This is a genomic window from Branchiibius cervicis, assembly GCF_042661605.1.
Taxonomy (GTDB): Bacteria; Actinomycetota; Actinomycetes; order Actinomycetales; family Dermatophilaceae; genus Branchiibius; species Branchiibius cervicis.
The window spans coordinates 410,095-434,688 of the sequence record NZ_JBHSWJ010000002.1 but is presented as its reverse complement, the minus strand read 5'-3'; the positions used below and the strand labels follow the sequence as shown (position 1 = coordinate 434,688).

26 protein-coding genes and 3 pseudogenes are annotated in these 24,594 nt (G+C 68.3%); 18 read left to right on the top strand and 11 right to left on the bottom strand.

Annotated elements, in window-relative coordinates; all coding sequences use genetic code 11:
* Positions 1 to 220 precede the first annotated feature (220 nt).
* The 4 genes from ACFQBT_RS02580 to ACFQBT_RS02565 all read left to right on the top strand — a co-directional run bounded on the left by ACFQBT_RS02580 (position 221) and on the right by ACFQBT_RS02565 (position 4,919).
* Positions 221 to 1,108, top strand: coding sequence for a glycine-rich protein (locus ACFQBT_RS02580; protein ID WP_377820253.1), 888 nt, complete (start codon positions 221 to 223; stop codon positions 1,106 to 1,108).
* A gap of 232 nt (positions 1,109 to 1,340) precedes the next feature.
* Complete coding sequence (locus tag ACFQBT_RS02575; RefSeq protein ID WP_377820252.1) at positions 1,341 to 2,222, top strand: hypothetical protein; 882 nt, start codon at positions 1,341 to 1,343, stop codon at positions 2,220 to 2,222.
* An 88-nt stretch (positions 2,223 to 2,310) separates the two neighbouring features.
* Positions 2,311 to 2,751 carry a VOC family protein gene (locus ACFQBT_RS02570; RefSeq protein ID WP_377820251.1) on the top strand — a complete coding sequence of 147 codons (441 nt, stop codon included), beginning with the start codon at positions 2,311 to 2,313 and terminating at the stop codon, positions 2,749 to 2,751.
* Positions 2,748 to 4,919: a helicase-associated domain-containing protein gene (locus tag ACFQBT_RS02565; RefSeq protein ID WP_377820250.1), complete on the top strand. Its 2,172-nt coding sequence runs from the start codon at positions 2,748 to 2,750 to the stop codon at positions 4,917 to 4,919. The genes ACFQBT_RS02570 and ACFQBT_RS02565 overlap by 4 nt, the downstream gene beginning before the upstream one ends.
* Positions 4,920 to 5,042: 123 nt before the next feature.
* On the opposite strand, the gene ACFQBT_RS02560 is transcribed toward ACFQBT_RS02565, so the two are convergent.
* Positions 5,043 to 6,992, bottom strand: coding sequence for a M13 family metallopeptidase (locus tag ACFQBT_RS02560; protein ID WP_377820249.1), 1,950 nt, complete (start codon positions 6,990 to 6,992; stop codon positions 5,043 to 5,045).
* A 77-nt stretch (positions 6,993 to 7,069) separates the two neighbouring features.
* Here ACFQBT_RS02560 and ACFQBT_RS02555 point away from each other — a divergent pair, with 77 nt between their 5' ends.
* The 4 genes from ACFQBT_RS02555 (at position 7,070) to zwf (ending at position 10,697) form a co-directional block, all read left to right on the top strand.
* Entirely contained in the window at positions 7,070 to 8,716 is a 1,647-nt protein-coding gene (locus tag ACFQBT_RS02555) for a DNA repair helicase XPB (protein WP_377820248.1), read from the top strand.
* Positions 8,717 to 8,725: 9 nt separating this feature from the next.
* Positions 8,726 to 8,989 (top strand): DUF2530 domain-containing protein, encoded by a 264-nt coding sequence (locus ACFQBT_RS02550; protein WP_377820247.1) that lies wholly within the window; start codon positions 8,726 to 8,728, stop codon positions 8,987 to 8,989.
* An 18-nt stretch (positions 8,990 to 9,007) separates the two neighbouring features.
* Positions 9,008 to 9,190 (top strand): hypothetical protein, encoded by a 183-nt coding sequence (locus ACFQBT_RS02545; protein ID WP_377820246.1) that lies wholly within the window; start codon positions 9,008 to 9,010, stop codon positions 9,188 to 9,190.
* A gap of 85 nt (positions 9,191 to 9,275) precedes the next feature.
* On the top strand, positions 9,276 to 10,697 hold the full coding sequence (gene zwf, locus ACFQBT_RS02540; RefSeq protein ID WP_377820245.1) for a glucose-6-phosphate dehydrogenase: 1,422 nt from the start codon (positions 9,276 to 9,278) through the stop codon (positions 10,695 to 10,697).
* On the opposite strand, the gene ACFQBT_RS02535 is transcribed toward zwf, so the two are convergent.
* From ACFQBT_RS02535 to ACFQBT_RS02520, 4 genes are read right to left on the bottom strand one after another with little or no spacing between them, the layout of a single operon-like run.
* Entirely contained in the window at positions 10,694 to 11,485 is a 792-nt protein-coding gene (locus tag ACFQBT_RS02535) for a DUF3027 domain-containing protein (RefSeq protein ID WP_377820244.1), read from the bottom strand. The genes zwf and ACFQBT_RS02535 overlap by 4 nt on opposite strands.
* 2 nt (positions 11,486 to 11,487) lie before the next feature.
* On the bottom strand, positions 11,488 to 11,871 hold the full coding sequence (locus ACFQBT_RS02530) for a cold-shock protein (RefSeq protein ID WP_377820243.1): 384 nt from the start codon (positions 11,869 to 11,871) through the stop codon (positions 11,488 to 11,490).
* Between the two features lie 57 nt (positions 11,872 to 11,928).
* On the bottom strand, positions 11,929 to 12,549 hold the full coding sequence (locus tag ACFQBT_RS02525) for an HAD family hydrolase (RefSeq protein WP_377820242.1): 621 nt from the start codon (positions 12,547 to 12,549) through the stop codon (positions 11,929 to 11,931).
* A complete protein-coding gene (locus ACFQBT_RS02520; RefSeq protein WP_377820241.1) occupies positions 12,546 to 12,728 on the bottom strand; it encodes a hypothetical protein in 183 nt (60 codons plus the stop codon). Before ACFQBT_RS02520 ends, ACFQBT_RS02525 begins: the two co-directional genes overlap by 4 nt.
* 234 nt (positions 12,729 to 12,962) lie before the next feature.
* Here ACFQBT_RS02520 and ACFQBT_RS02515 point away from each other — a divergent pair, with 234 nt between their 5' ends.
* Positions 12,963 to 13,364, top strand: a complete 402-nt coding sequence (locus ACFQBT_RS02515) for a hypothetical protein (protein ID WP_377820240.1) — start codon at positions 12,963 to 12,965, stop codon at positions 13,362 to 13,364.
* Here ACFQBT_RS02515 and ACFQBT_RS02510 read toward each other — a convergent pair.
* Entirely contained in the window at positions 13,328 to 13,903 is a 576-nt protein-coding gene (locus tag ACFQBT_RS02510; protein WP_377820239.1) for a dihydrofolate reductase family protein, read from the bottom strand. The genes ACFQBT_RS02515 and ACFQBT_RS02510 overlap by 37 nt on opposite strands.
* A 17-nt stretch (positions 13,904 to 13,920) precedes the next feature.
* Positions 13,921 to 14,849 (bottom strand): annotated as a pseudogene (locus ACFQBT_RS02505) (1,4-dihydroxy-2-naphthoyl-CoA synthase).
* A 24-nt stretch (positions 14,850 to 14,873) separates the two neighbouring features.
* On the opposite strand from ACFQBT_RS02505, the gene ACFQBT_RS02500 reads away from it, so the two are divergent.
* Both ACFQBT_RS02500 and ACFQBT_RS02495 read left to right on the top strand, forming a co-directional pair.
* Entirely contained in the window at positions 14,874 to 15,845 is a 972-nt protein-coding gene (locus ACFQBT_RS02500) for an o-succinylbenzoate synthase (RefSeq protein WP_377820238.1), read from the top strand.
* A 131-nt stretch (positions 15,846 to 15,976) separates the two neighbouring features.
* A complete protein-coding gene (locus tag ACFQBT_RS02495; RefSeq protein WP_377820237.1) occupies positions 15,977 to 16,396 on the top strand; it encodes a DinB family protein in 420 nt (139 codons plus the stop codon).
* Here the strand turns inward: ACFQBT_RS02495 and ACFQBT_RS02490 are convergent.
* Positions 16,308 to 16,661 carry a DUF2087 domain-containing protein gene (locus ACFQBT_RS02490; protein ID WP_377820236.1) on the bottom strand — a complete coding sequence of 118 codons (354 nt, stop codon included), beginning with the start codon at positions 16,659 to 16,661 and terminating at the stop codon, positions 16,308 to 16,310. The two genes, ACFQBT_RS02495 and ACFQBT_RS02490, sit on opposite strands and share 89 nt — an antisense overlap.
* Positions 16,662 to 16,717: 56 nt before the next feature.
* Between ACFQBT_RS02490 and ACFQBT_RS02485 the strand changes: the two are divergent.
* Together ACFQBT_RS02485 and ACFQBT_RS02480 are read left to right on the top strand one after the other, a co-directional pair.
* Positions 16,718 to 17,749: pseudogene (locus ACFQBT_RS02485) on the top strand (hypothetical protein); the annotation flags it as partial.
* Between the two features lie 85 nt (positions 17,750 to 17,834).
* Positions 17,835 to 18,044 (top strand): annotated as a pseudogene (locus ACFQBT_RS02480) (DUF222 domain-containing protein); the annotation flags it as partial.
* 217 nt (positions 18,045 to 18,261) lie between these two features.
* On the opposite strand, the gene ACFQBT_RS02475 reads toward ACFQBT_RS02480, so the two are convergent.
* The 3 genes from ACFQBT_RS02475 to ACFQBT_RS02465 form a co-directional block, all read right to left on the bottom strand.
* The gene (locus tag ACFQBT_RS02475) at positions 18,262 to 18,579 is read right to left on the bottom strand and encodes a Rid family hydrolase (RefSeq protein ID WP_377825315.1); all 318 of its coding nucleotides are present in this window, start codon (positions 18,577 to 18,579) and stop codon (positions 18,262 to 18,264) included.
* 123 nt (positions 18,580 to 18,702) lie between these two features.
* A complete protein-coding gene (locus ACFQBT_RS02470; RefSeq protein ID WP_377820235.1) occupies positions 18,703 to 19,467 on the bottom strand; it encodes an inositol monophosphatase family protein in 765 nt (254 codons plus the stop codon).
* 28 nt (positions 19,468 to 19,495) lie between these two features.
* A complete protein-coding gene (locus tag ACFQBT_RS02465) occupies positions 19,496 to 20,233 on the bottom strand; it encodes an SDR family NAD(P)-dependent oxidoreductase (protein WP_377820234.1) in 738 nt (245 codons plus the stop codon).
* 34 nt (positions 20,234 to 20,267) lie between these two features.
* Between ACFQBT_RS02465 and ACFQBT_RS02460 the strand changes: the two genes are divergently transcribed.
* From ACFQBT_RS02460 to thpR, 5 genes are all read left to right on the top strand, one after another.
* Positions 20,268 to 21,404: an AMP-binding protein gene (locus ACFQBT_RS02460; protein WP_377820233.1), complete on the top strand. Its 1,137-nt coding sequence runs from the start codon at positions 20,268 to 20,270 to the stop codon at positions 21,402 to 21,404.
* A gap of 7 nt (positions 21,405 to 21,411) precedes the next feature.
* Positions 21,412 to 22,284, top strand: coding sequence for a 1,4-dihydroxy-2-naphthoate polyprenyltransferase (locus ACFQBT_RS02455; RefSeq protein WP_377820232.1), 873 nt, complete (start codon positions 21,412 to 21,414; stop codon positions 22,282 to 22,284).
* A gap of 12 nt (positions 22,285 to 22,296) precedes the next feature.
* Positions 22,297 to 23,100, top strand: a complete 804-nt coding sequence (locus tag ACFQBT_RS02450; RefSeq protein WP_377820231.1) for a LysR family transcriptional regulator — start codon at positions 22,297 to 22,299, stop codon at positions 23,098 to 23,100.
* 165 nt (positions 23,101 to 23,265) lie between these two features.
* A complete protein-coding gene (locus tag ACFQBT_RS02445) occupies positions 23,266 to 23,973 on the top strand; it encodes a YoaK family protein (RefSeq protein ID WP_377820230.1) in 708 nt (235 codons plus the stop codon).
* 14 nt (positions 23,974 to 23,987) lie between these two features.
* Entirely contained in the window at positions 23,988 to 24,560 is a 573-nt protein-coding gene (gene thpR / locus ACFQBT_RS02440) for an RNA 2',3'-cyclic phosphodiesterase (RefSeq protein ID WP_377820229.1), read from the top strand.
* The last annotated feature ends 34 nt before the right edge of the window (positions 24,561 to 24,594 follow it).

Sequence of the window (24,594 nt, the reverse complement as noted above, 5' to 3'; positions counted from 1 at the left end):
CCATGGCACCGATCCTGACATGTCGCCGCCCCCTTGCCCCATCGGAGGACGACCCATCCTTCAGTCACCCACCCTCGCGCGGTCCGGGGGTGTCCTCCGATCGGGGGACCGGCGATTCACCCGGTCGATCGGCTCACCGGTCGATGGGTGCGCCGGTCGACGGGGCTGAAGGTTGAGTCATCGGCCCGCAGCAGGCGGGCCCCAGGACGAAGGAGTCGTCATGAAGCACCACACATTGATCAAGCGCAGCGTCTGCTCGGTCGCTGCCATCGCAGCTCTCGGCGGCGCAGGACTGGCGGCGGCACCCGGCGCGCACGCGCTGACCGCGCCGCCCGCGCAAACGGTGAACTACACCGGCGGCGTCCAATGGATCACCGTGCCGCAGGGCGTCGACCGGCTCACCATCACGGCAACCGGTGGCGACGGTGGTGCGTTCGACGCCTACGCCGACAACCTCACCGAGGGCACCGGTGCGGTTGTGAGCGGCAGCATTGCCGTCGCGCCGGGTCAGAAGGTCGCGATCTCGGTCGGCGGCGAGGGCCAGATCGGCGGCACGGGGTCCTCGGACCCGCACGGCGGCTGGGGTGGCCTCGGGATGGACGGCGGCAACGGCAACGGGGCCTCCGATCACCAGCGCACCAGCGGTGCCGGCGGCGGTGCCACCACGATCCAGATCGAGAACGCCGACGGCTCCGACCTGCACACCGTCCTGATCGCCGGGGGCGGCGGCGGGACCGCCGGACCCAGCGGCGACGAGGTGAACGTCGGCGTCGGCGGCAACGCCGGCGCCGGATGGGGCGGCCAGAACGGCACGACCGCCTTCGATCCGATGGGCGGCTCCGGCGGCCACGCCGCCACCCAGGCCGACGGTGTCGGCGGACGCGGGCTCGGAGGCTCCGGTCTCGGCGGTAACGGCGGCGGAGGTGGCGGCGGCCTCGAGGGCGGATCGGGCGGCGGCGGCGCCAAGGGCACCTCGGCCGGCGGTGGCGGCGGTTCAGGCTCCTCGGCCACCTACGGCATGACCGGCACCTCGATCAGCCAGCGCTGGAACGGCGACCAGCACCTCGCCGAGAACGGTCAAGTCGTCATCACCTGGCTCGACAACTGATCCGATTCGGTGGCCCCACCGGGATCCGCGCCGAGGTGCCGACGACGGTCTCTGGCAGCGGACACCTGACAACCCTCAGCAGCTTGACGAAGACCATCGGGGCATCCCCCGATCAGGGGACGAAGGATTCCACCGCCGGACAAGCCGATCAGGCGACGGGTGAGCCGGCCGCCAGGCCCGAAGGTTGAGTCATCGGCCCGCAGCAAGCAGGCCCCAGGACGAAGGAATCGTTATGAAGCACAACACATTCATCAAGCGAAGCATCTGCTCGGCCGCTGCTCTCGCAGCGCTCGGCGGCGCAGGACTGGCCGCGGCACCCGGCGCGCACGCGCTGACCGCGCCGCCCGCGCAAACGGTGAACTACACCGGCGGCGTCCAATGGATCACCGTGCCGCAGGGCGTCGACCGGATGAGCCTGCAGGCCACCGGGGGCGATGGCGGTATGTGGGGCTCCGGCCAGAGGATGATGGCTGGCGGCGCCGAGGTGGAGGGCTCGATCGGGGTCACTCCTGGGCAGCGCGTGGGCATCTCGGTCGGTGGCCAGGGCCAACAGGGCGGCACCGGCGGGTCCGATCCGCGCGGCGGATGGGGCGGGCTGGGCATGGACGGTGGCAACGGCAACGGGGCCTCCGACCACCTGCGCACCAGCGCCGGCGGCGGCGGCGCCACCACGATTCAGATCGAAAACGCCGACGGCTCGGACCTGCACACGATCCTCATCGCTGGAGGTGGCGGCGGGAACGGAGGAATGAGCGGCGACACCACCGCAGACGGCTCCGGCGGCGACGCGGGTAGCTCGTGGACCGGCGGCAACGGCGACAACGGCAGTTACGTCCTCGGCGGGACCGGTGGCAAGGCCGGGGCTGAGGCCACGGGGACCGGGGCACGGGGCCTGGGCGGATCTGGTCTCGGCGGCAACGGTGGCGGTGGCGGCGGCGGGCTGGCCGGCGGCGCCGGAGGCGGAGGCGCCAAGGGCACCTCCTGCGGCGGCGGTGGCGGCGCAGGCTCCTCGGCCACCTACGGGATGACCGACACCGCAATCAACGAGCGCTACACCTCATCGCACTCCGTCGCCAACAACGGCGCGGTCACCGTGACCTGGCTGGACAGCTGATCCAGCCGCAGAAACCGGCGGTCCGGTGCGCGGGGGCGCCGGACCGCCTTCTCGACTCCCCCGGGCGGCGGGGCCGTAGGCTGGATCGGTGCAGCAGTACGTCTCCTTCATCACCCTCGCCGTGCGGGATCTGGCCCGCAGCCGTGCCTTTTTCGTGACCGGACTCGGGTGGCAACCGGAGCTCGATGAACAGGACGTGATCTTCCTGCGGGTCGGCGATGGCCTGGTGCTGTCCTTGTGGGAGCGCGCCGCTTTCGAGGCGGAAGTCGGCACTCCCGCCGAAGGATTGGCACCCATCACGGTTGCTCACAACGTCGACAGCGACACGGAGGTCGACCAGGTGTTGGAGGCGGCACACGCCGCGGGCGCTGCCCAGGTCTCCCCGGGCACCCCTAGGGTCTGGGGCGGCTACAGCGGTTACTTCGTCGACCCGGACGGCTTCCACTGGGAAGTCGCCCACCTGCCCGGTCCACTGGGTGACCAGCTGGTCGCCGCCGGCCGAGCGGCAGCAATCCGCTCACATCCATGACCGGCTCCCCCGCGGTGCGCAGCTACGCCGACGACATCCGCTCCCGTGACGACGCTGCACTTGTCCACCTGCTCCTGGCCCGACCCGATCTCGCTCGCCCGGTGCCGGCCGACCTCACGGCACTCGCCGCACGTGCGGGGTCGCGACCCAGCGCCCTGCGTGCCCTGGAGTCCCTTCACGCCGACTCGCTGCATGTGCTGGAAGCCCTCCTGGTCGGCGACCCGGCGACCTTGCTGGCCGCCGACGTGAGCGAGCCGCTGGAGCAGCTATGGAGAAGCGCGCTGGTGTGGCAATCACCGGAAGGGCTGCGTCCGGCCCGGGTGATCGGCGAGATCCTTCCCGAACCTGCCGGCCTCGGTGCGCCGGCGAGCGCCATCGAGAACTACCGCCCGCCGGCCGATCTACCGGAGCGTTTCGAGGCGTTGTCCGATGCGGCACGTTCCGCGCTGGATCGCCTGCGGTGGGGACCGGCCAAGGCAGGTTTCGAGGGAACGGCCGCTACCGGCGTACTGGAGGAGTTGGTGTCCGCCGGATTCATGGTGCGCACCGAGGAGTCCACCGGCACAGTGCCGCGCGAGGTCGGCCTCTGGTTGCGTGGCGGACGCCTGGTGGCCGATGACGTGGCCGGGTTGCCCGTGGCGGATCTGGCGGCCGACCCGGCCCGCACGGAGGCGGGCGCTGCGGTCTCGATCCGCGAATTACTCTGGCAACTGGAACGACTGGCTTCCTTCTGGCAGCTCGACCCGCCTCGGGTACTGCGCACGGGAGGGCTCGGCGCCCGCGATCTGAAGGTGACCGCTGAGCGGTTGGATCAGGACCAAGCGTTCACGGCCTTCCTCATCGAGCTGGCCTACGCGGCCGATCTGATCGCCTCCGACGACGCCAACGAGCCGGTGTGGCTGCCCACCACCGAGTACGACGAGTGGTTGCGTCGCGACACCGCCTTCCGCTGGGCGCGGCTGGTCCTGGCGTGGCGGGACAGTCCGCGAGCTGCCTTCCTGGTCGGCACGACGGGCGACAAAGGCAAGATCAATGCCCTTGGCGCAGAGGCACATTGGCCGATGATGCGCGGCCGCCGCCGCGACATCCTCGAAGTGCTGGCCAGTAGCGACGGAGGCTACTCGACCGATGCGATGACTCGGGCGTTGCACTGGCTACGCCCGCTGCGGCTGCCGTCCGGCGCACCGACCCGTGCCGGCGAGTTGCTCCAGGAAGCCGAGTGGCTGGGGGTCACGGCCGGTCACGCGCTGACTGCCGCCGGACATGTGCTCGCCGACCCTGCCTCTGATGAGACCTCCGTCGCGACGGCGCTGGAGGGCGCTCTGCCTCCTCCGCAGGACCTGTTGCTGGTCCAGGCCGACCACACGATCGTTGCGCCCGGCTCACTGTCGGATGATCTGCGTCGATTCGCCGATCTGGTCTTTGACGTCGAATCCAGTGGCGGCGCAACGGTGTTCCGGATCAGTTCGGCCAGCCTTCGCCGAGGTTTCGACCGCGGACTGAGCTCGGCCGACATCCTCGGGAGGTTGCAAGCAGTCTCCCCCGCACCGATCCCGCAACCGGTCGAGTACCTGATCAACGATGCCGCGCGGCAGCACGGACAGACCCGGGTCGGCGGCACGTCCAGCTACATCCGCAGCGACGATGCCGCGGCACTCCAGTCGATGATGGCCGATCCGCGCACCGGCATCCTGCGACTGCGACAGATCGCGCCGACCGTCCTGATCTCACCGGTTGCCGCGGAGACGGTTCTGGACGTGCTTCGTGAGCAAGGACATTCGCCGGTCGCCGAGACACCGGACGGAGTCTCCATCGTCGGGGTGCGCCGCCAACCGCGTGCCGATCCTCGCCCCTTGGCGGGTCCGGTGATCGTCGACAGCGTGACCGCGGAGCTGGCCGCGCAGGCTGTGGCGCGGATGCGGCAGCACCCGGACTCCTCGGAAGGTCCGCGGATCGCCTCGACAGACCCGGCCATCACCCTGGCGACGTTGCAGGATGCCGCGGCCGGCCGGATGCCGGTCTGGATCGGCTACTCCGACCCCACCGGCGATGTGCACCGTGCGTTACTGCAGCCGGAACAGGTGGCCGGAGGTCGCGTCATCGGCGCCGTCGACGGGCAACGGCGCACCATCGCGCTACACCGCATCCTGGGAGTCGCTCCCGCCTGAGCCCTTCCAGCGTTCTCCTGCGCCCATGGATGATGAGGGCTTGGAACGTTGTCGAGGACTCGGTGCCGGGGGCAGTCCTCAGGTGCGTCGGAAGCCGCAGAATCGTCGGGCGCAGGCGCGACGTCAGAAGATGCGAACCCGCTGCTCCTCGGGTAGATACATGCCATCGCCCTCCTTGACGCCGAACGCCTCGTGGAACTCCACCAGGTTGCGGGCGACGTTGCAGCGACAGTTGGCCGGTGAGTGCGGATCGATGGCAATCAGCCGCTTCGCCTCAGCCTCGCGGGCCTTCCCGCACCACACCTGCGCCCAGCCGATGAAGAACCGCTGCGCCGGGGTGAACCCGTCCAATTCGAACGCGGGGTTGCTCTCCTGGGAGATCTCGTAGGCCTTGTAGCCGATCGTCAGACCACCGAGGTCGCCGATGTTCTCCCCGACCGTCAGTGCACCGTTCACCTTCACGTCGGGCGCGTCCGCCGGTGACTGTTCGCTGAATTGGTCGATCAGCTTCTTGGCCAACGCGTCGAACCGCGACCGGTCCTGCTCGGTCCACCAATCGCGCAGGGCGCCGTTACCGTCGTAGCGCGACCCCTGGTCGTCGAAACCGTGACCGATCTCGTGGCCGATGACCGCTCCGATGCCGCCGTAATTCACCGCATCGTCCGCGTCCACGTCGAAGAACGGTGGTTGCAGGATCGCGGCCGGGAAGACGATCTCGTTCATCACCGGGTGGTAGTAGGCGTTGACCGTCTGCGGCGTCATCAACCACTCGGTGCGGTCGATCGGTTTGCCGATCTTGTCCAACTGCCGGTGGATCTCGAACTCGGCTGCGCGACGTACGTTCCCGATCAGATCGTCGGAGGCGATCTCGAGGCTGGAATAGTCCCGCCACTTGTCGGGGTAGCCGATCTTAGGGGTGAACTTGCCCAGCTTCTCCAGCGCTTGTGCGCGGGTCTGCTCACCCATCCACGGCAACGTCTCGAAGTCGCGGCGGTAGGCCTCGATCAGGTTGGCGACCAACTGGGTCATGCGCTCCTTGGCGCGCGGCGGGAAGTGCTCCGCGACGTACAGCTGACCGGCCGCCTCACCCAGGGCCTCCTCGACCAGCCCCACCCCGCGCTTCCAGCGCTCCTTCAGTTCCGGCACCCCCGACAGGGTCCGGCCGTGGAAATCGAAGCTCTCCTGCACGATCGCATCGCTCAGGTAGGGAGCCCGGGAACTGATCAGCCGCCAGGACAGATAGTCCTTCCATTGCTCGACCGGCAGATCCTCCAGGGCTGCGGACAGCCCGGTGAGGAAGCTGGGCTGGCGGACCACGACCGCGTCGAACGCGCCTTCCGGAGCACCCAACGCTTCGGTGAAGACCGTCCAGTCGATCTTCGGCGCCAACTGCTGCAGATCGGCGAAGGTCGACTTGTTGTAGGTGCGCACCGCGTCCCGGCTGGCGACGTTGTCCCAGTGTGAGGAGGCAATCAGATGCTCGACGTCGAAGATGCTCTGCGCGTGCTTGGCCGTAGCCTGATGCCCGGCCAGGTTCAGCAGCTTCTCGATGTGGGAGATGTACTTCAGGCGGATCGGTTCGTACTGATCCTCGCGGTAGTACGACTCGTCGGGCAGGCCCAGTCCGTATTGCTCCAGGTAGGCGATGTTCTCCTCAGGGTTGCCGGCGTCGGCCGACACGTAGATCGCGACCGGCCCCCACACGTCCTGGCGGGCCAGCCGGCCGAACTGCTCGATCAGTCCGGGGATGTCACGCACGCCGGCGATGGCCGCCAGATCGTCCTTCAACGGCTCGGTGCCGATCGCCTCGATCCGCTCGGTGTCCATGAAGGAGCGATACAGGTCACCGACTTTCGCCTGCTCCGTACCCGGCTCGGCATCCGCCGCGGCAGCGGTCTCGATCAGTTGCCGCATCGCGGCCTCGGAGGCTTCACGCAACCGGTCGAATGCGCCGTATCTCGCGCGGTCCGCCGGGATATCGGTGTTCTTGATCCATTCGCCGTTCACGTGCTCGAAGAAATCGTCCTGAGCACGGACCGAGGTATCGAAAGTGCTGGTTATCCCCGAATTCATAGTGCCTAGATTAAGCGCGGGAAGATAATCGGGGTTCACCGGTGTTCGACAGGTTGCACTCTCCCGGAAGGACACCCATGACCGACGGACCGCTGATCGTCCAGAGCGACAAAACCGTGCTGTTGGAGGTCGACCACCCCCAGGCCGGTGACGCTCGGCGGGCGATCGCCCCGTTCGCGGAGTTGGAACGCGCCCCGGAGCACATGCACACCTACCGCATCACCCCGCTGGGCCTGTGGAACGCGCGGGCCGCCGGCCACGACGCCGAGACCGTCGTGCACACCCTGATCACCTACAGCCGTTACCCGGTGCCGAACGCTCTGCTGATCGACATCGCCGAGACGATGGACCGGTACGGCCGGTTGCGGTTGGCCAAGGACGACGACGGCCGCCTGATGCTGATCTCCACCGATCGCGCCGTCCTGGAAGAGATCCTGCGGCACAAGAAGATCACCCCGTTGGTCGGCGAGCGGATCGCCGACGACCGCGTCCTGGTGCACCCCTCCGAACGCGGCGCGATCAAACAGCAACTGATCAAGGTGGGCTGGCCGGCCGAGGACGAGGCGGGATACGTCGATGGCGAAGCCCACGCGATCAGCCTCCGGACGGACGGCTGGGACATGCGCCCGTACCAGGAGCAGGCGGTCGACGGGTTCTGGCACGGCGGCTCGGGTGTCGTCGTACTGCCCTGCGGCGCAGGCAAAACCATCGTCGGTGCCGGTGCGATGGCCAAGGCGGGAGCGACCACGCTGATCCTGGTGACCAACACGGTCTCTGCCCGGCAGTGGCGCGATGAGTTGCTCAAACGGACCTCCCTGACGCAGGAGGAGATCGGCGAGTACAGCGGCGCCCGCAAGGACATCCGGCCGGTGACCATCGCGACGTACCAGGTCCTCACCCACAAGCGGAAGGGCGTCTTCCCGCACCTGGAGCTGCTCGACGCGCGCGACTGGGGTCTGGTCGTCTACGACGAGGTGCACCTGCTGCCCGCCCCGATCTTCCGGATGACCGCCGACCTCCAGGCCCGCCGCCGCCTCGGCCTGACCGCGACCTTGGTGCGCGAGGACGGCCGGGAGTCGGATGTATTCAGCCTGATCGGCCCGAAGCGGTACGACGCGCCCTGGAAGGACATCGAGGCCCAGGGTTACATCGCTCCGGCCGATTGCGTCGAAGTGCGGGTGACCCTGTCCGAATCGGACCGTTTGGCCTACGCCACCACCGAACCGGACGAGCGGTACCGCTTCGCCTCGTGTGCACCCGCCAAGGACCGCGTGGTCGAGCAGCTGGTCGGCCAGCACCGCGGCGAGCCGACCCTGGTGATCGGGCAGTACCTCGATCAGCTCGAAACGCTCGCCGGACGGCTGAACGCCGACCTGATCACCGGCGAGACCCCGGTTTCCCAGCGGCAGAAGCTCTTCCAACAGTTTCGCGACGGGGAGATCTCACTGCTGGTGGTCAGCAAAGTGGCCAACTTCTCGATCGACCTTCCCGAGGCCAGCGTCGCGATCCAGGTGTCCGGCACGTTCGGCTCCCGCCAGGAAGAGGCCCAGCGCCTCGGCCGGGTGCTGCGACCCAAGGGTGACGGGCGGACCGCTCACTTCTACACCGTGGTCGCCCGGGACACCGTCGACGCCGAGTTCGCCGCACACCGCCAGCGCTTCCTGGCCGAACAGGGCTACGCCTACCGGATCGTCGACGCGGACGACCTTCCTGCCCTGGCCTAGGCTGGCAGGGTGAGCGACGACCCGATCTTCCAACGTACGCCGCCCCCTCCCGTCCGCGTCGACACCAAGAAGGTGCTGCTCGTCGGAATCGCCTGTTGGGCAGTGGCTTTCGTGATCACCTGGATCGTGCCGGCGCTGCACACCGGGGACAAGAAGGACTGGCCCTGGATCGCCTTGACCGGTTTCGTCCTCGGCTTCGTCGCCTGGGCCTATCTGGCCGCTGGACGGGGCAACGCACAGGGTGTTGACTTTGGGTCGTCAGCATCGCGCTGACCCCGAAAGGAAGTCGCCATGGGCGTTCTCATCGCTGTCATCGCATTACTCGTCGTCCTGGCGGGAATCGTCCTGGTCACTGGCCGGCGCAGCCGCTACGACGGCTCCGGGGATGCCAACACCGACCTGCAGGTGGCCCGGTCGCACATGGACCGCCAGCGCCAGAACGGCACGACCTTCGGCGGCACCCCACCGTTCTAGAGCGGTGCGCGCGAAGACGCATTCGTAACCTGACGTTTTCACGGCAGGTCTTCCCGCTGGCCCCTCCAGGCAGCACCCTGGATGAATGGCAGAGCGGCCCACCACGATCATCCTGTTCGGCGCGACCGGTGATTTGTCGCGCCGCAAACTCCTGCCGGGTCTGCTGCACCTGTTCCAGACCGGTCTGCTGAACGACCTGCGCGTCGTCGGCAGTTCCATGGAGGACTACACCCGGGACAGCTTCGTGGAGTTCGCCGCGACCGCGATCACCGAATTCTCCTCGCACAACCCGGACGACGCCGTGTGGGAGGACTTCGCCAAACGGCTGTACTTCGTCCGCAGCCAGGACGGCCCGGAGGGCCTGAAGCGGACCGTCGATGAAGCGGAGGCCGAATTCACCGAGCAGCCGCGGCGCCTGCACTACCTGAGCGTGCCGCCGAAAGCCGCGTTGAACGTGATCCAGATGATCGCCGCCGCCAACCTGGTGGAGCGATCCCGGGTGATCATGGAGAAGCCGTTCGGAACCGACCTGGCCTCCTCCAAGTCGCTCAACGCGGCGGTGCACGAGGTCTTCGCCGAGGAACAGGTCTTCCGGATCGACCATTTCCTGGGCAAGGAGGCGGCGCTGAACATCCTGGCGTTCCGCTTCGCCAACGGGTTGTTCGAGCCCATCTGGCACCGCAACTTCATCGAACACATCCAGATCGACGTACCCGAAGCCCTCGGCCTGGAAGGGCGGGCGGGGTTCTACGAGACCACCGGGGCCTACCGCGACATGGTCGTGACCCACTTGTTCCAAGTGCTGGCCTTCACGGCAATGGAGCCGCCGACCGAGTTGGAGCCGGGTGCGATCACCGAGGAGAAGAACAAGGTCTTTCGCTCGATGCTGCCGATCCTGCCCAGTGACGTGGTGCGGGGCCAGTACGTCGGGTATCGCGACGAGCCGGGCGTGAGTCCGGAATCGGAGACCGAGACGTTCATCGCGTTGCGCTGCCGGATCGACAACTGGCGCTGGGCCGGGGTGCCGTTCTATCTGCGGACCGGCAAGAAGCTCGCCGAGGGGCAGCGGATCATCTCCATCGCGTTCCGGGAGCCACCGAAGTCGATGTTCCCGGCTGGCTCCGGGGTCGGTGAGCACGGTCCCGACCACCTGACCTTCGACCTGGCCGACCAGTCGAAACTGTCGCTGTCGTTCTATGGCAAACGGCCCGGGCCGGGCTTCCGGCTGGACAAGCTGTCGATGCAGTTCAGCACGTCGGACACGCACTGGTCGGGGTCGGTTCTCGAGGCGTACGAACGGCTGATCTACGACGCGGTGCGTGGTGACCACACCCTGTTCACCAGTGCCGAGGGCATCGAGCGGGTGTGGGAATTGAGCCAGCCGTTGCTCGACAATCCACCGCCGGTGCGGCCGTATTCGGCCGGGTCGTGGGGACCCAACCAGATCCATCAACTGGTGGCGCCGCGCGCCTGGCGGCTGCCCTTCGAGCGGAAGTGGCGGCCCTAGGCCTCGACGGTCTCGGTCTCGACGAGCTCGACCTCGAAGTCATCCAGCCGCGGCGGCTCCACCTGCTCGGGCTCGCGGGCGACCACATCGACCTCGCTGTGCGCACCGCAGCCGTGGTCGAGGGAGACCACGGAACCGTCCGAGGGCGACCACGCGTTGGCACACACCCCGAAGACCGGTCGCAACGCACCCGGCATCGGCAGGAAGTAGCCGCAGGTGGTGCACTTCGCCGGCGCTTCGACGGCAACCGCGGCGCGCGGACCGTGCGAGCCGTCGTACCACCGCTGGGCGGCGGCTTCGCGGCCCTGCCGCGACAACACCCGGCGCCGGCCGAGCCCCAACTCGAAGAAGGCCATCTCGTCGACCTCTTCGTCGCCGCTGGCCTCGAAGCCGAACTCCAGGTTCGGGTCGTCCTCGACGTACGGCGTGACATCCCCGGCGCCGATGTCGCCGGGACGCAACCGCTCGGCGTACGGAACCCAGTCGGGGGTGAGCAGCGCGTCACCACCGGGCAGCAGGTTGACTTCGCATACGGTCGCGAACTTCTGCCGCGGCGCGCGGGCGACGGACACGGCCCAGTGCCACCCGACGTACCCCTTGGCGGTGTAGGCGAAGTGGTGCATGGCCAGGCGCTCGCCGATCATCTCGGCACCCTGGTGCTGCCCGATGGTGCCCTCGGCAGTGATGTCGAGCAGTGCGGTCCTGGCCAGGTCGACCGCACCGAGCAGAACCTTGTCGGCCTTCTCGACCTTGGTCTTCTTCGGCTTTTCGCGCACGTCGACGGTCACGCTCAGACGTCCAGATCGTCCGCGACGGCGCGCATCACCGCGGCCACCTTGCCGGCCTGGGACTTGTCGGGGTAGCGACCCCGGCGCAGGCTGCCACCCACGTTGTCGAGCAGCTTGATCAGGTCCTCGACGATGATCGCCATGTCGTCGGCGGGCTTGCGGCTGCGAGCAGCCAGCGACACCGTCGGCTCGGTCAGGGTGACGCTCAGTGCCTGGGCGCCGCGTCGGCCCTCGGCGACGGAGTACTCGATGCGCGTGCCGCTCTTGAGGGCCGTGGTGCCGGCCGGCAGCGCGCTGGAGGGCAGGAACACGTCCTGGCCGTCGTCGCCGGACACGAAACCGAATCCCTTGTCGGAATCGAAGAACTTCACCTTGCCGGAGGGCACTGTCCACCTCGTTGTGCTGAGTCATCAGGGCACGCCGCAGCGTGCGGGTCCTTAAGGCTAACGCGCTGGCGGGTCGGACAGATAATCGTTCAGCCACGGGCCGAAACTACGTAGATCGGGTACGACGGACTGGGCGCCGGCCGCACGTAGTTGCGCCTCGTCGTGCGGTCCGGTGAGCACCCCAAGCGCATACGCTCCCCCGGCAACGGCTCCGGCCATGTCGCCCTCGTGGTCGCCGACGAAGATCGTGGCGTGATGCTGCTTGATCGGGACTGCTTTTCCGGCACCGAAGGCGTCCCCCACCACGATGTCCGGCTGTAGGCCGACCTGGTGGAGGACGGCGTGGACCGCAGGTTCGTATTTCGCACTGACCACCATGGGCTGGCCGCCGTGCTCGCGGATCGCCGCGAACGCATCATGCGCGCCCGGTAACGCGGTCGTCATCGGGACGGCCAGTTCCGGATACAACGCGCGGTATTGCTCGACCGCACCCGGCACCTGGTCCGCCGGCAGGAACTGCGCCAGGTTGTCGGCCAGGGGCGCGCCGATCAGCGGCCACAACTGCTCGTCGGTGGCCGCCACGCCCCGGTCGCCGAGGGTGCGTTGCATGCAGGCCACGATGCCGGCACGCGAGTCGACCAGCGTCATGTCCAGGTCGAACCCGACGACGAAACTCACTGTTGGGTCGGCGGCTGCTGGCCCGGGTCCGGCGGCGACTGTTGCCCGTACTGCGGCGGCTGCTGCTGCCCGTACTCCTGCTGGCCGTATTGCGGGGGTAGCCCTGCTGGGGCTGGCCGTAGGGATACCCAGCCGGGGCAGCGCCGTACCCGCCGGCGTAGGCCTGCTGCTGACTCCATGCCGTGCGTTCACGGTTGGAGCGCACAAGCTTGACGATGCCGGTGATCAACAAGCCCAGGCCGATCAGCCCGGCCAGCGCCGCGCCGCCAAAACCCACGAGGATCGGCATCAGCAGCTTCTGGCTCACGTCGGAGGCGTCCTTGCCGCTCAGGACGCTCACGTCGACACCTGAACCGCAGTCGATCGTGTAGGCACCCGCGTCGGTCGTCGTGAACGAGCCGAGCAGGTTGAAGGTGGAGTCGCCCTCCTGGACCGAACCGCTCGCGGAATTGTCCAGGGTCACCGCGCTGCCCGAGGGGTCGGTGACCGAGCAGGAGGACCCGGAGCCGTCACCGAACATCGCGACGGTGGTGTCCGCTGCGAAGTCATGGCTCGATCCGGCCGTGACCACCGGAGCCTCCTCGACGAGGTTCGCCATGTTCTTGACGCCCAGCACCGTGCCGCCGATGAAGATGCCGAAGGCGACCGGCAGCATGATGATCGCTCCGATGATGGTCAGCCAGAGACCACGACGCTTGGGTTGCATGGTCGGGAGCCTAGCTGTCGCTGGACACCAGGTGCGCCCGTTCAGCGCGCCGGGCCGCGGCGCGCGGCGCCGTCAGCGCAGCACGTCGTACTCGGCGTGGATGAACTGACCGGTCTGGTGCACCTCGGTCAGTCGCAGTCGCGTTGAGTCGAAGTACGCCGGGAGCAGCCGCGCCCCGCCACCCAGGGTGACCGGAGCTATGGACAGCCGGATGGCGTCCAGCCGACCGATCCGGGCGAACTGGACAGCCAGATCACCCCCACCGACCAGATGTACGTCGCCGCCTCCGGCCGCCGCCACGATCGTGTCGATGTGCTGCGTGACCGGCCCACCGACGAAAACGACGTCGGCACCAGGTACGACGGGCAAGTCGTCGCGTGAGGTGAAGACAAAGGTTCGGCGGTCCCCGTAGAACGCCTGCCACTTCTCGGGACGTTCGAGCAGCTGCTCGTGCTCCACCACCCAGCGATAGGTCGCCGAGCCTTCGACCTGCACGGTCACTCCGGACATGAATGACTCGGCCTCGGCGATGGCCGATTCGCCACCCTCGACCGCGAAGAGCCAGTCGAGGGAGCCCTGCGGGTCGGCGATGTATCCGTCGAGGGAGGTCGCGGTCAGGTAGACGATCGCCGTCCTACCGGTGGACATGGTCCGCTGCCAGCCGCTCAGAAGTACCAGGGGAAGGCGGACCAGTCGGGGTCGCGCTTCTCCAGGAACGCCTCTTTGCCCTCGACCGCTTCGTCGGTCATGTACGCCAGCCGCGTCGCCTCGCCCGCGAAGACCTGCTGGCCCATGAGGCCGTCGTCGGTCAGGTTGAACGCGAACTTCAACATCCGCTGCGCCGTGGGGCTCTTTTTGTTGATCTCGGCCGCCACCTGCAGTGACTCGACCTCCAACTGCGCGTGGTCGGCGACGATGTTGACCGCACCCATGCGATGCATCGTCTCGGCGTCGTACGTCCGGCCCAGGAAAAAGATCTCCCGGGCGAACTTCTGGCCGACCTGCTTGGCGAGGTACGCCGATCCGTAGCCCGCGTCGAACGAACCCACGTCCGCGTCGGTCTGCTTGAACCGCGCATGCTCGCGCGAGGCGATCGTCAGGTCGCACACGACGTGCAGCGAATGACCGCCGCCGGCCGCCCAGCCGTTCACGACCGCGATGACGACCTTGGGCATCGTGCGGATCAGCCGCTGCACCTCCAAAATGTGCAACCGTCCCCCAGCCGCCTTCACGCGCGCCTGGTCGACGGTGTCGGCAGTCTCCCCTCGGCGTACTGGTAACCCGATCGCCCGCGGATCCGTTGGTCCCCGCCGGAACAGAACGCCCACCCGCCGTCCTTGGCGGACGGGCCGTTGCCGGTCAGCAGGACGCAGCCCACGTCGGGGGTCATGCGGGCGTGGTCCAGCGCCCGGTAGAGCTCATCGACCGTGTGCGGGCGGAAGGCGTTGCGCACCTCCGGCCGGTTGAACGCGACGCGCACCGTGCCCTTGGCCGGCCCGTCGAGCACGCACCGGTGGTAGGTGATGTCGGTCAGGTCCTCGAAGCCGGGCACCGGTGCCCACGCGGTCTCATCGAACGGGTTCTGATCAGTCACAACTCCAACCCTAGGCTTGGCTGCGTGGTCAGTCTGCAGGAGCTTCAGGACAGCGCGCACGTGGTCTCCATTCCGTTGCGTACCCGCTTCAGGGGCGTCGACCACCGCGAGGCGATGATCCTGCGCGGCCCGTCCGGCGACGGGGAGTTCGCACCGTTCCTGGAGTACGACGCAAGCGAGTCCGCGCGCTGGCTCGCCGCCGCGATCGAGGCAGGGTGGGGTTCGTGGCCCGCGCCGGCGCGCTCGTCGATCCCCGTGAACGCAACCGTGCCGGCGGTGGAGGCCGCGCAGGTTGCGGGGGTGCTGGCGCGGTACGACGGGTGCACGACCGCCAAGGTCAAGGTCGCCGAGCGCGGACAGTCGTTGGAGGACGACGTCGCCCGCGTGGCCGAGGTGCGCTCCATCCTCGGGCCATCCGGACGGATCCGGGTCGACGCGAACGGCGGCTGGTCGCTGGACGACGCCGTGTGGGCACTCACCGCGTTGTCGGGGTTCGAGCTGGAGTACGCCGAGCAACCGTGCGCCACGGTCGAAGAGCTGGCCTCATTGCGAATTGCTCTGGTCAACAACGGGGTTGATCTGCGGGTGGCTGCTGACGAATCGATCCGCAAGGCCACCGACCCGCTCCTCGTGGCCCGGTTGCACGCGGCCGATGTCGCCGTGGTGAAGGTGGCGCCGTTGGGCGGCGTGCAGGCTGCGTTGGACATCGCGCTCGAGGCGGGCTTGCCGACGGTGGTGTCGTCAGCATTGGACACCTCGATCGGGATCGCCGCCGGAGTGGCGCTGGCTGCTGCCCTACCGGAGCTCGAATTCGCCTGCGGCCTGGGCACAGTGGAACTTCTCGCCACTGACGTCACCGCCACGCCGCTGGTGCCCGTGGCTGGCGCGATCGACGTACGCCGACCGTCGGCTGACCGTCTCCCCTCGGTGGCCGCCGCGCCCGAGCGGGAGTCGTGGTGGCGTGAGCGGCTCGCCGCTGCCTACGCTGCGCTATGACCTCCTCGCCCGACAGTGCGATCCCAACGGACACCAAGGACTGGACCTGGGTGATTGAACATCCCTGTCCCGACTGTGGATTCGATGCATCGACAGTCGAATTCGGGAGTATCGCCGGTCAGGTGCGAGCCATGACACCGCTATGGCAGGAGCGACTCGGCCGGGCCGATGCGCGCACGCGGCCCACACCACAGGTGTGGTCGCCGACGGAGTACGCCGCGCACGTGCGTGACGTCCACCGCGTGTTCGCCGGCCGATTCGCGCAGTTGCTGACTCAGGACGATCCGCTCTTCGTCAACTGGGACCAGGACGCAGCGGCCATCGAGGGCGATTATGCATCGCTACCTCCGGGGCAGGTCGGTCGCGAGCTGGCTTCTGCTGCAGAGGAAATCGCGTCTCGGCTGGAACTTGTCGGCGCTGACCAGCTCGATCGGCCCGGCCGCCGGAGCAACGGTTCTGTCTTCACCGTCGACAGCTTGGGCCGGTACTACCTGCACGATCTGGTGCACCATCTGTACGACGTCGAGCCGCGTCAGGATTTCGACGACTGACGCCGGTAGGTACCCTTCTCCCGCGTGAGGAAGCCCTCGTCGACCAGGTAGCGGCGACGTCGGGGTGGAAGGCCCGAAGGACCGACTTGACCTCGACTTCGGGGTAATCGCGGCCAACGTCGAACGCCTGAGCGACGTAGTGGAGCACGACGAGACGTTTGCGCAGCTTCGTCGGCAGATCTAGCAGCGAACCATCCTCGGCGACGAACGCCTTGAGTACAGCGCTCTCCTGATCGAGGGCGTCGTCGACGGTTACGCGGGTCATGGCTCGACAGTAGACCGACGAGAACGGGTCTGGACAACGAGTTTTCCGTCCTCCTGATGTTTCCCCAGGTGGGCGCCGCGAGGCCATTTCCACAGCCGTTTCCACCTTTTCCCCAGTCGCAGAGAACGGTCCTGCGGGCTGTCAGTGGTCGAACATATGATCTCCCTATGACCTCGGCACCCGCCCCGCAGCGACCTGATCGTGCTGACCAGATCGTCTCTGCTGCAAGCGAACTGGGTGATATGCTCGCGGCGTGGCTGGACCAGTCAGGCAACACCGGGACGCCCCTACGCGGGATCGGGGCCGCCCTACCGGAGACGACACTGGACTCGGCCCTGGACGCCCTCGGCCGCTCCCGCAACGCCCTGGAACGGCTCGAAATCGAACTGGTCTGCGAAGGCATCCGACGCGGCTTGCCGCAACAGACAGCCTCCTCAGCCGTGAACTGGGTACGAACCACTGAAGGGGCCTCCGCGCCGCCACCGGACGCCTACCAGGTCTCCCGCACCGTACGCATCGCCCACGCTGCCGACCTACCCCCGCACGCCCTCACCGAGCGAACCCTGCACACCTTCTACGCAGGCGCCCTGACCCCGGCCAAAACCGACCAAATCCTGCGCTTCGTCGACGACGTCCAAACCGTCACCGACCCCGCGGAACTCGCCGAACTCGTCGAAACCATGCGCGCCGGATCCATCGACGGCCCCGACCCCCTGGCCCCCGACCCACTCGCACCCGAGCAGCCCATCACTCCCGCCGTCAGTCCCGCCCTGCCGACCTGGGTCACCGGCATACCGCCCACGACTCCTGCAGCCACCACCGGCCCCGCAGGATGGGGACTGACCACCCGGGAACTGGGCCGCGCGATCGGCTACTCCCGGCGCATGCTGCGGCCAGCCGATCTGCTGGCCGAAGAAGAGTCCGCCGCGCGCCGCGGACGGTCGCTGCACACCCTGCCCGGACCCGGGGGCCTGACCGAGTACCACCTGACCCTCGACGCCGAAGGCGCCGCGATCATCGACGCCGCCGTGGCAGCCCTGTCCCGACCGGTCTGCGGACCCCGCGGCGAACCCGACCCGCGACGAGCAGCCCACCGACGAGCCGACGCACTCCTGGCTATCGTGCAACGCGGCCTGGAAGCCGGCACCTGCCTACCCAAAGAAACCCAAAGCCCAAGTCGTCGTCACCATCGCCCTGAACGACCTGCTGGCGCAGACCAACGGCGCCGGTATCACCGCCACCGGTCAAGTACTGTCCCCATCGGCGGTGCGCCGGATCGCCTGCGACGCCGGCATCATCCCCCTCGTACTCAACGGCGCAAGCCAACCACTGGACGTCGGCCGCAGCAAACGGTTCTTCACCACCGCCCAACGCCTCGCCCTGTGGCAACGCGACCGCACCTGCACCTTCCCCGGCTGCACCATCCCACCCGAATGGTGCGACGCCCACCACACAACCCCCTGGTCCCTCGGCGGCAAAACCAACCTCAAAGACGGCGCAATCCTCTGCCGCGGCCACCACACCTACGTCCACGAACACAACCTGACCGCAACCATCACCCCCCACCGGCGTCCGCTGGAACCTGCGAACCTGACCAGCACTACTGCGCCAGAATCGCCGCGGTCGCTTCGATTTCGACGAGTTGATTCTCATAGCCGAGCATGGTCACGCCCATCAGCGTGCTCGGCGCATCATGATCACCGAAGGCGTCACGCACGACGTGCCACACGTCGACGAGATCCGACCGCCTGGTCGAGGCCACCAGCACGCGGGTCGCCACGACGTCGGTGATCGTTGCCCCTGCCGCCCGCAGCACCTTCGTCATCGTTTCGATGCACCTGACCGCTTGCGCTGCATAATCGCCAACCGCCGCGACCGACCCATCCGGCTCCAGCGGGCAGGCGCCGGCGAGGACGATGACTCGTGCACCCGGGTCGACGGATGAGGCGTGTGCGTACTACGCGACATCGCTCAGCGCACCGGACCGGATCAATCGGACAGCGGCTGTCATCGGCCCATGGTGGCACGCGTCGAACGGCGATCAGACCTTCGGAGCGACCTGCTCGAAGATCGTCCGTGACCCGGCGGCGATGAGCGGTTTACGCAGCGTGGTCGGGTCGTAGGGCTCGAGGTCCGGATAGCCGACGACGCCGCCTGCTTCGGTCAGCAGCAGGGATCCGGGCGCGTGATCCCACGGCATCGTGCCGCCGTAGACGATGTAATCCGTCTCTCCCTCAACAAGTTTCGGATAGTCGATCCCGCACGAGGCCCAGGTCAGCGTCATCGGCGGTAGGTCGCCGCCCAGCGATTGGCCCACCTCACGGCGCCACGACGTTCGCCCGTCGGGCTGCCGGCGCGAAGGGTCGATGGTGAGCCGGCGGTCGCCGCACCACGCCCCGGAGCCCAGCTCCGCGACGTACGCCAACTGGTGCTCGGGCTGCCAGATCCAGGATCGCGTGACGGTCGGTCCCTGCAACTCGGCGACCATCACCGCGTGGTCCGGCGAACCGTGCACGAAGTTTTTGGTGCCGTCGATCGGGTCGACCGTGAACCAGTGCCCGGCATCGCCCGCCCGGCGCAGGATCGCGGGGTTGGCCGCCACCGCCTCCTCGCCGACGATCAGCGCATCGGGGTACGCCGATCGAAGGACGTCCGTGATCGCCACCTCCGCCTCCCGGTCGGCCACCGTGACCAGGTCCCCGGGGTTCTTCTCCATGACCTGTCCATCGGACAGGCTGCGGAATCGGGGTCGCACGATGCGGTCGGCGACATCTTGGAGCAGTTCGAGCACCTCGGCGGTCTGCACGGGTCAACTATGCCCGACGGCGGGGCGGTCAGCCCCGGAAGACCTTGTGATTGGCCGCCTGCGCCCGCGGCCGGATCACCAACTGGTCGACGTTGACGTACTCCGCACGGGTCGCGATCCACGCGACCGCGTCGGCGATGTCGTCCTGGGTCAGCGGATTCGCGACGCCGGCATAGACCTTTTCCGCGGCCTCGGCATCGCCCCCGAAACGCACCAACGCGAACTCATCCGACTTGACCATGCCCGGGTCGATCTCACAGATCCGCACCGGCTGGTCGAAGAGTTCGAGCCGCAGCGACTGCATCATCGAATGGACCGCTGCCTTCACCCCGCAATAGCCACCGCCACCTTCGTACCCTGCCAAGCCAGCCGTCGAGCCGATCGTGATGACAACTCCGTGCGCGCTGATCAAAGCGGGCAGCAGCGCCTGGATGGTGGCCGTCGCGCCGATGACGTTCGTGTCGTACATCCGGCGCCAATCGTCCAGATTCGCCGTTGCCACCGGGTCGGTGCCGAGCGCGCCGCCCGCGTTGGCGACCAGCACCTCCACCCGATCACCGGCGGCCGCCGCGAGCGCCGCGACGTCCTTCGCCGAGGTCACGTCGCAGGTGACCGCCCGACCACCGATCTGCGCGGCCAACTCCTCGATCCGGTCGGTACGCCGTGCGGCGCAGATCACCTCGAAACCCTCGGCGGCCAACCGGCGGGCCGACGCCCGTCCGATCCCGCTGGAAGCACCTGTCACCACTGCGATCCGGCCCGTCACGGGATCAACGATAGGCGGGCATACAGTGGCGGACGTGCCCACCCTGCAACCGTTCGAGGTCCGCCCGGGTGAGCACGCGGCGTACCTCGAGGCGCTGCGCCGCGCCCTGGACGGCACCGGACCCGCACTCGCCCCCTTCGCGGGCCACGCACCGGTCCTGCCGACGTACGCCGAGTCCGGCCTGCCCGCCCACCTCGCTCTCGCTGTGGGCACCTCCGGGTCCACCGGCACCCCCAAACGTGCCCTCCTCACCGCCGAGGCCCTGATCGCCAGCGCGGACGCGACCCACGATCGCCTCGGTGGGCCGGGGCAGTGGTTGTTGCCGATGCCCGCGCAGTTCATCGCCGGCACGCAGGTGCTGATCCGGTCGTTGCGGGGCGGCACGGTACCGGTCGTCATGGGCCACTTCTTCGACGATGCCGCCCAGCAACTGACCGGCGAGCGCCGCTACACCGCCCTTGTCCCGACCCAGTTGACCCGGTTATTGGAGTCGCACCCGGACGCGCTGCGGTCCTTCGACGCGGTGCTCCTCGGCGGAGCAGCCGCGAGTCCGAGACTGCTGGAACGTGCCTTCGACGCGGGGGTGACCGTCGTACGCACCTACGGAATGAGTGAGACGGCCGGCGGAGCGGTCTACGACGGCGTGCCGCTCGCGGGCACCCGCGTCGACATCGATGGCGATGGGCAGATCGAGATCACCGGACCGAGCGTCGCGCACGGTTACCTCGGCGACCCTGAGCGCACGGCTGCGGCGTTCCGGCTGGGTGCGCAGCGCACCTTCCGCACCGGCGACCTGGGCTCGATCACCGACGGCGTGCTGGCCGTCCAGGGTCGCGTCGATGACCTGATCAACACCGGCGGGGTGAAGGTCGCTCCCCGCATCGTCGAAGAAGCGGTCGAACGCATCGAGTCCATCGGTGAGGTCGTCGCCCTGGGGTTGCCCGATGAGACCTGGGGGCAGGCAGTGAGCGTCGCGGTGCGCACCTCCAGGGACTGGGACTGGTCGGCACTACGCGATCTGTTGCGAGCCGACCTGCCGCCCTACGCCCTGCCCCGACGGTTCCTGCGGATCGAGAAGGTGCCGACGCTCGGCTCCGGCAAGCCGGACCGGGCCGCGCTGGCAGCGTTGCCCGGGTGGGAGACTGTGCCGGACTCATCCGCGGCTCAGTGAAGGACTCATGGCTACCGTCTCGCAATGGATCGAAGGCGCCCGCCCTCGCACCCTCCCGGTCGCGGTCGCACCGGTCGCTGTCGGGTCCGGCTCCGCCCACGCGCTCGGCGGCTTCAATGCTGCGAACGCCCTTCTAGCGCTGCTCGTTTCGCTCTTCCTCCAGATCGGCACCAACTACGCCAACGACTACTCCGACGGCATCCGCGGCACGGACGAGGTGCGCGTCGGGCCGGTGCGCCTGGTGGGGCAGAAGCTCGCGACCCCCGCCAACGTGAAGCTGGCCGCGTTCCTGTGTTTCGGGGCTGCCGCACTGTGCGGGCTGGCGCTGGTGGCGTTGTCGGAAGCATGGTGGTTCCTGTTGATCGGGGTTGCCTGCATCATCGCGGCGTGGAAGTACACCGGCGGCAAGAACCCCTACGGCTACCTCGGCCTGGGCGAGATCTTCGTCTTCGTCTTCTTCGGTCTGGTCGCTACCCTCGGCACGACCTACACCCAGGCTGGCCGGGTCGACCTGGTCACCTGGGCGGGTGCGGTCGGCGTCGGTGCCGTGGCCTGCGCGATCCTGGTCGCCAACAACCTGCGTGACATCCCCTCCGACATCGAGTCCGGCAAACGCACCCTGTCGGTGCGCATCGGTGACCGCAACTCACGTCTCTTCTACATGGCCCTCTTGGTCGTGGCGGCGATCTGCGTCCTCATCTGCGCGACCCGCCACCCGTGGGCGCTGCTGGGCCTGCTGGGCCTGGCACCCGCCGTACCCGCCGTCGCCGCCACGCTGAAAGGCGCCGCGGGCCGCGACCTGATCCCCGTCCTGGCTCGCACCGGCATCACCTCCGGCACGTACGGCGTGCTGCTGGGTCTTGGTCTCTTCCTCGCCTGAGGGGCGCGACCGATGGAGATCCGGCACCTGCGTTACTTCGTCGCAGTGGCGGAAGCAGGGAACGTGACGCGGGCGGCACAGCACTGCCACGTGGCCCAATCCGCACTGAGCCAGCAGATCAAGCGGCTGGAGTCCGAGGTGGGCGCGCCGCTGTTCACGCGCACGCCACGCGGCGTCGAGCTGACCCCGGCAGGGCAGTTGCTCCTGCCCCTGGCCCGCCGGGTGATCGCCGATGAGGAGCAGGCGCGAGTCCAGGTGCGCGAATACCTCGGGCTGGAGCGCGGCCGGTTGCGGATCGGCCTGATCCAGACCGGCGGCGACGCCGGCGACGTGGTCACGTCGCTCGCGGCCTTCCACGCCGAACACCCTTCGATCGAACTGCAGATCATCAGCCGCCCCTCGCTGGAGATGGTGCAACGGGTCCGGGACGGCGACCTCGATGCGGCCGTCGTCGGCTTCGCGCCGGAAGAGATCGCCGCCGACCTGCAATCGCTGCGGCTGGCGGTCGACCCGTTCGTCGCCGTCCTTCCGCATGCCTCGGCGGCCGGTCTACCGGACCCTGTCGACATCGCCGCCCTGCCGCCCCGCGGCCCGATCCTGAAGTTCGCGGCCGGCACCGGGATGCGCCGCCACGTCGACGAAGCGCTGGAGCGAGCGGGTGTGGCGACCTCGTCCCTGATCGAGATCGCCTACGCACCAGACCTGTTGCGCTTCGCGGTGCTGGGCATGGGCGTCGCGATCGCCCCCTCAGTCTCGCCCGCACGTCGGCGGGTTACCTCGACAGCCTGGGAGCGGCGTACCGCGTCCTGGGCCTGACCGACCCGTCGGCCGTCCACCCCGTCACGATCGTGTACGACGAGGATCGCGTCAGTGCCGCTGGCCGGGCCTTCCTGACCCGCCTGAGCGGAATCAGTAAAAGCGATCGCGCCGAGCTTTGATTGGTCTTGGACAGATGGACCGCGCTCGGTCGACGCTGGAGACATGCGCATCCGAACGAACCCGGCCGACGGGCCCTTGGTCATCCTCCTGATCCTGCTGACGGTGGTGACCGGCGTCGTCGATGCGTTCAGTTACCTCGAACTGGGCCGGGTGTTCGTCGCGAACATGACCGGGAACGTGGTCTTCCTGTCCTTCGACCTCGGCGGTGCCCCAGGTTTCTTGTGGTGGGCATCCCTGCTGGCCATCGCCGCCTTCCTGCTCGGCGCGCTCGTCGGCGGCCGCATCACCACAGCGCATGGACACCATCGCGGCCGGCACGTCATGGTGGCGATCAGCGTCCAAACCCTCCTGGTCGCAGCCGCTTTCGTGGTCTCCTGCGCGATCGGCAGCCCGTACGGCGTTCCGGGCAAAGTGGCCCTCATCCTGCTGCTCGGGATCGCGATGGGACTGCAGAACGCCACGGCCAGGGCACTGAGCGTCCCCGATCTGACGACCACGGTGCTCACCCTGACTATCGCCGGCATCGGAGCCGACAACACCGCGGCCGGCGGAAAGGGTGCCAGACTCGGCCGCCGATCCGCGTCCATCGCCAGCATGTTCGGCGGCGGTCTGCTCGGAGCGGCCATCGTCATCCACGGGCAGCCCGCCCTCGCCATGCTGTTGGCCACCGTGCTGCTCGCCGTCGTCGCCATCACCGGATTCCGGGTCGCGCGATCCGACGAAGCCTGGGTGGCACCGCGATCGAAGTAGCCGACAATGGCCCGATGGGTCACCGCATGTTCGTCGCCATCACCCCGCCTTCAGAGGTCATCGAAAGTCTCTCCGACTTCCTCGAGCCGCGCCGGGAGCACGGCCTGCCGTTCATCGATCCGGCACAGTGGCACGTCACCCTCGCCTTCATGGGCGAGGTGCCGGATCACACGGTGGATGAGTTGCAGGAGCGACTGTCCGGGGCCGCCGCCCGCCGAGCGCCCATGAGGCTGCGACTGCACGGCGGCGGCACCTTCCCGGACGCGACCCGCGCCAAGGTGCTGTGGCTCGGGCTGACCGGTGACACCGACGAGCTGGCCAAACTCGCAGTCAACGTGCGATCTGCAGCCAACGCCGCCGGTGCACCCGTCGACGGCAAACCGTTCACGGCGCACCTGACCCTCAGCCGGTTGCACCATCCGATCGAAGCCACCCGCTGGCTGCGGATCCTGGACTCCTATGACGGGCCGAGCTGGCAGGCGGATCGCGTCGACCTGATCGCGTCCCATCTGCACGAAGGACGCCGGCCGCGCTACGAGGTCATCAACTCGTTCGACCTCGGCGAGCACGCGTCGTACTCTGCATGACGTGACCAACACGAGGGAGGTCTCCGGCGTGCTC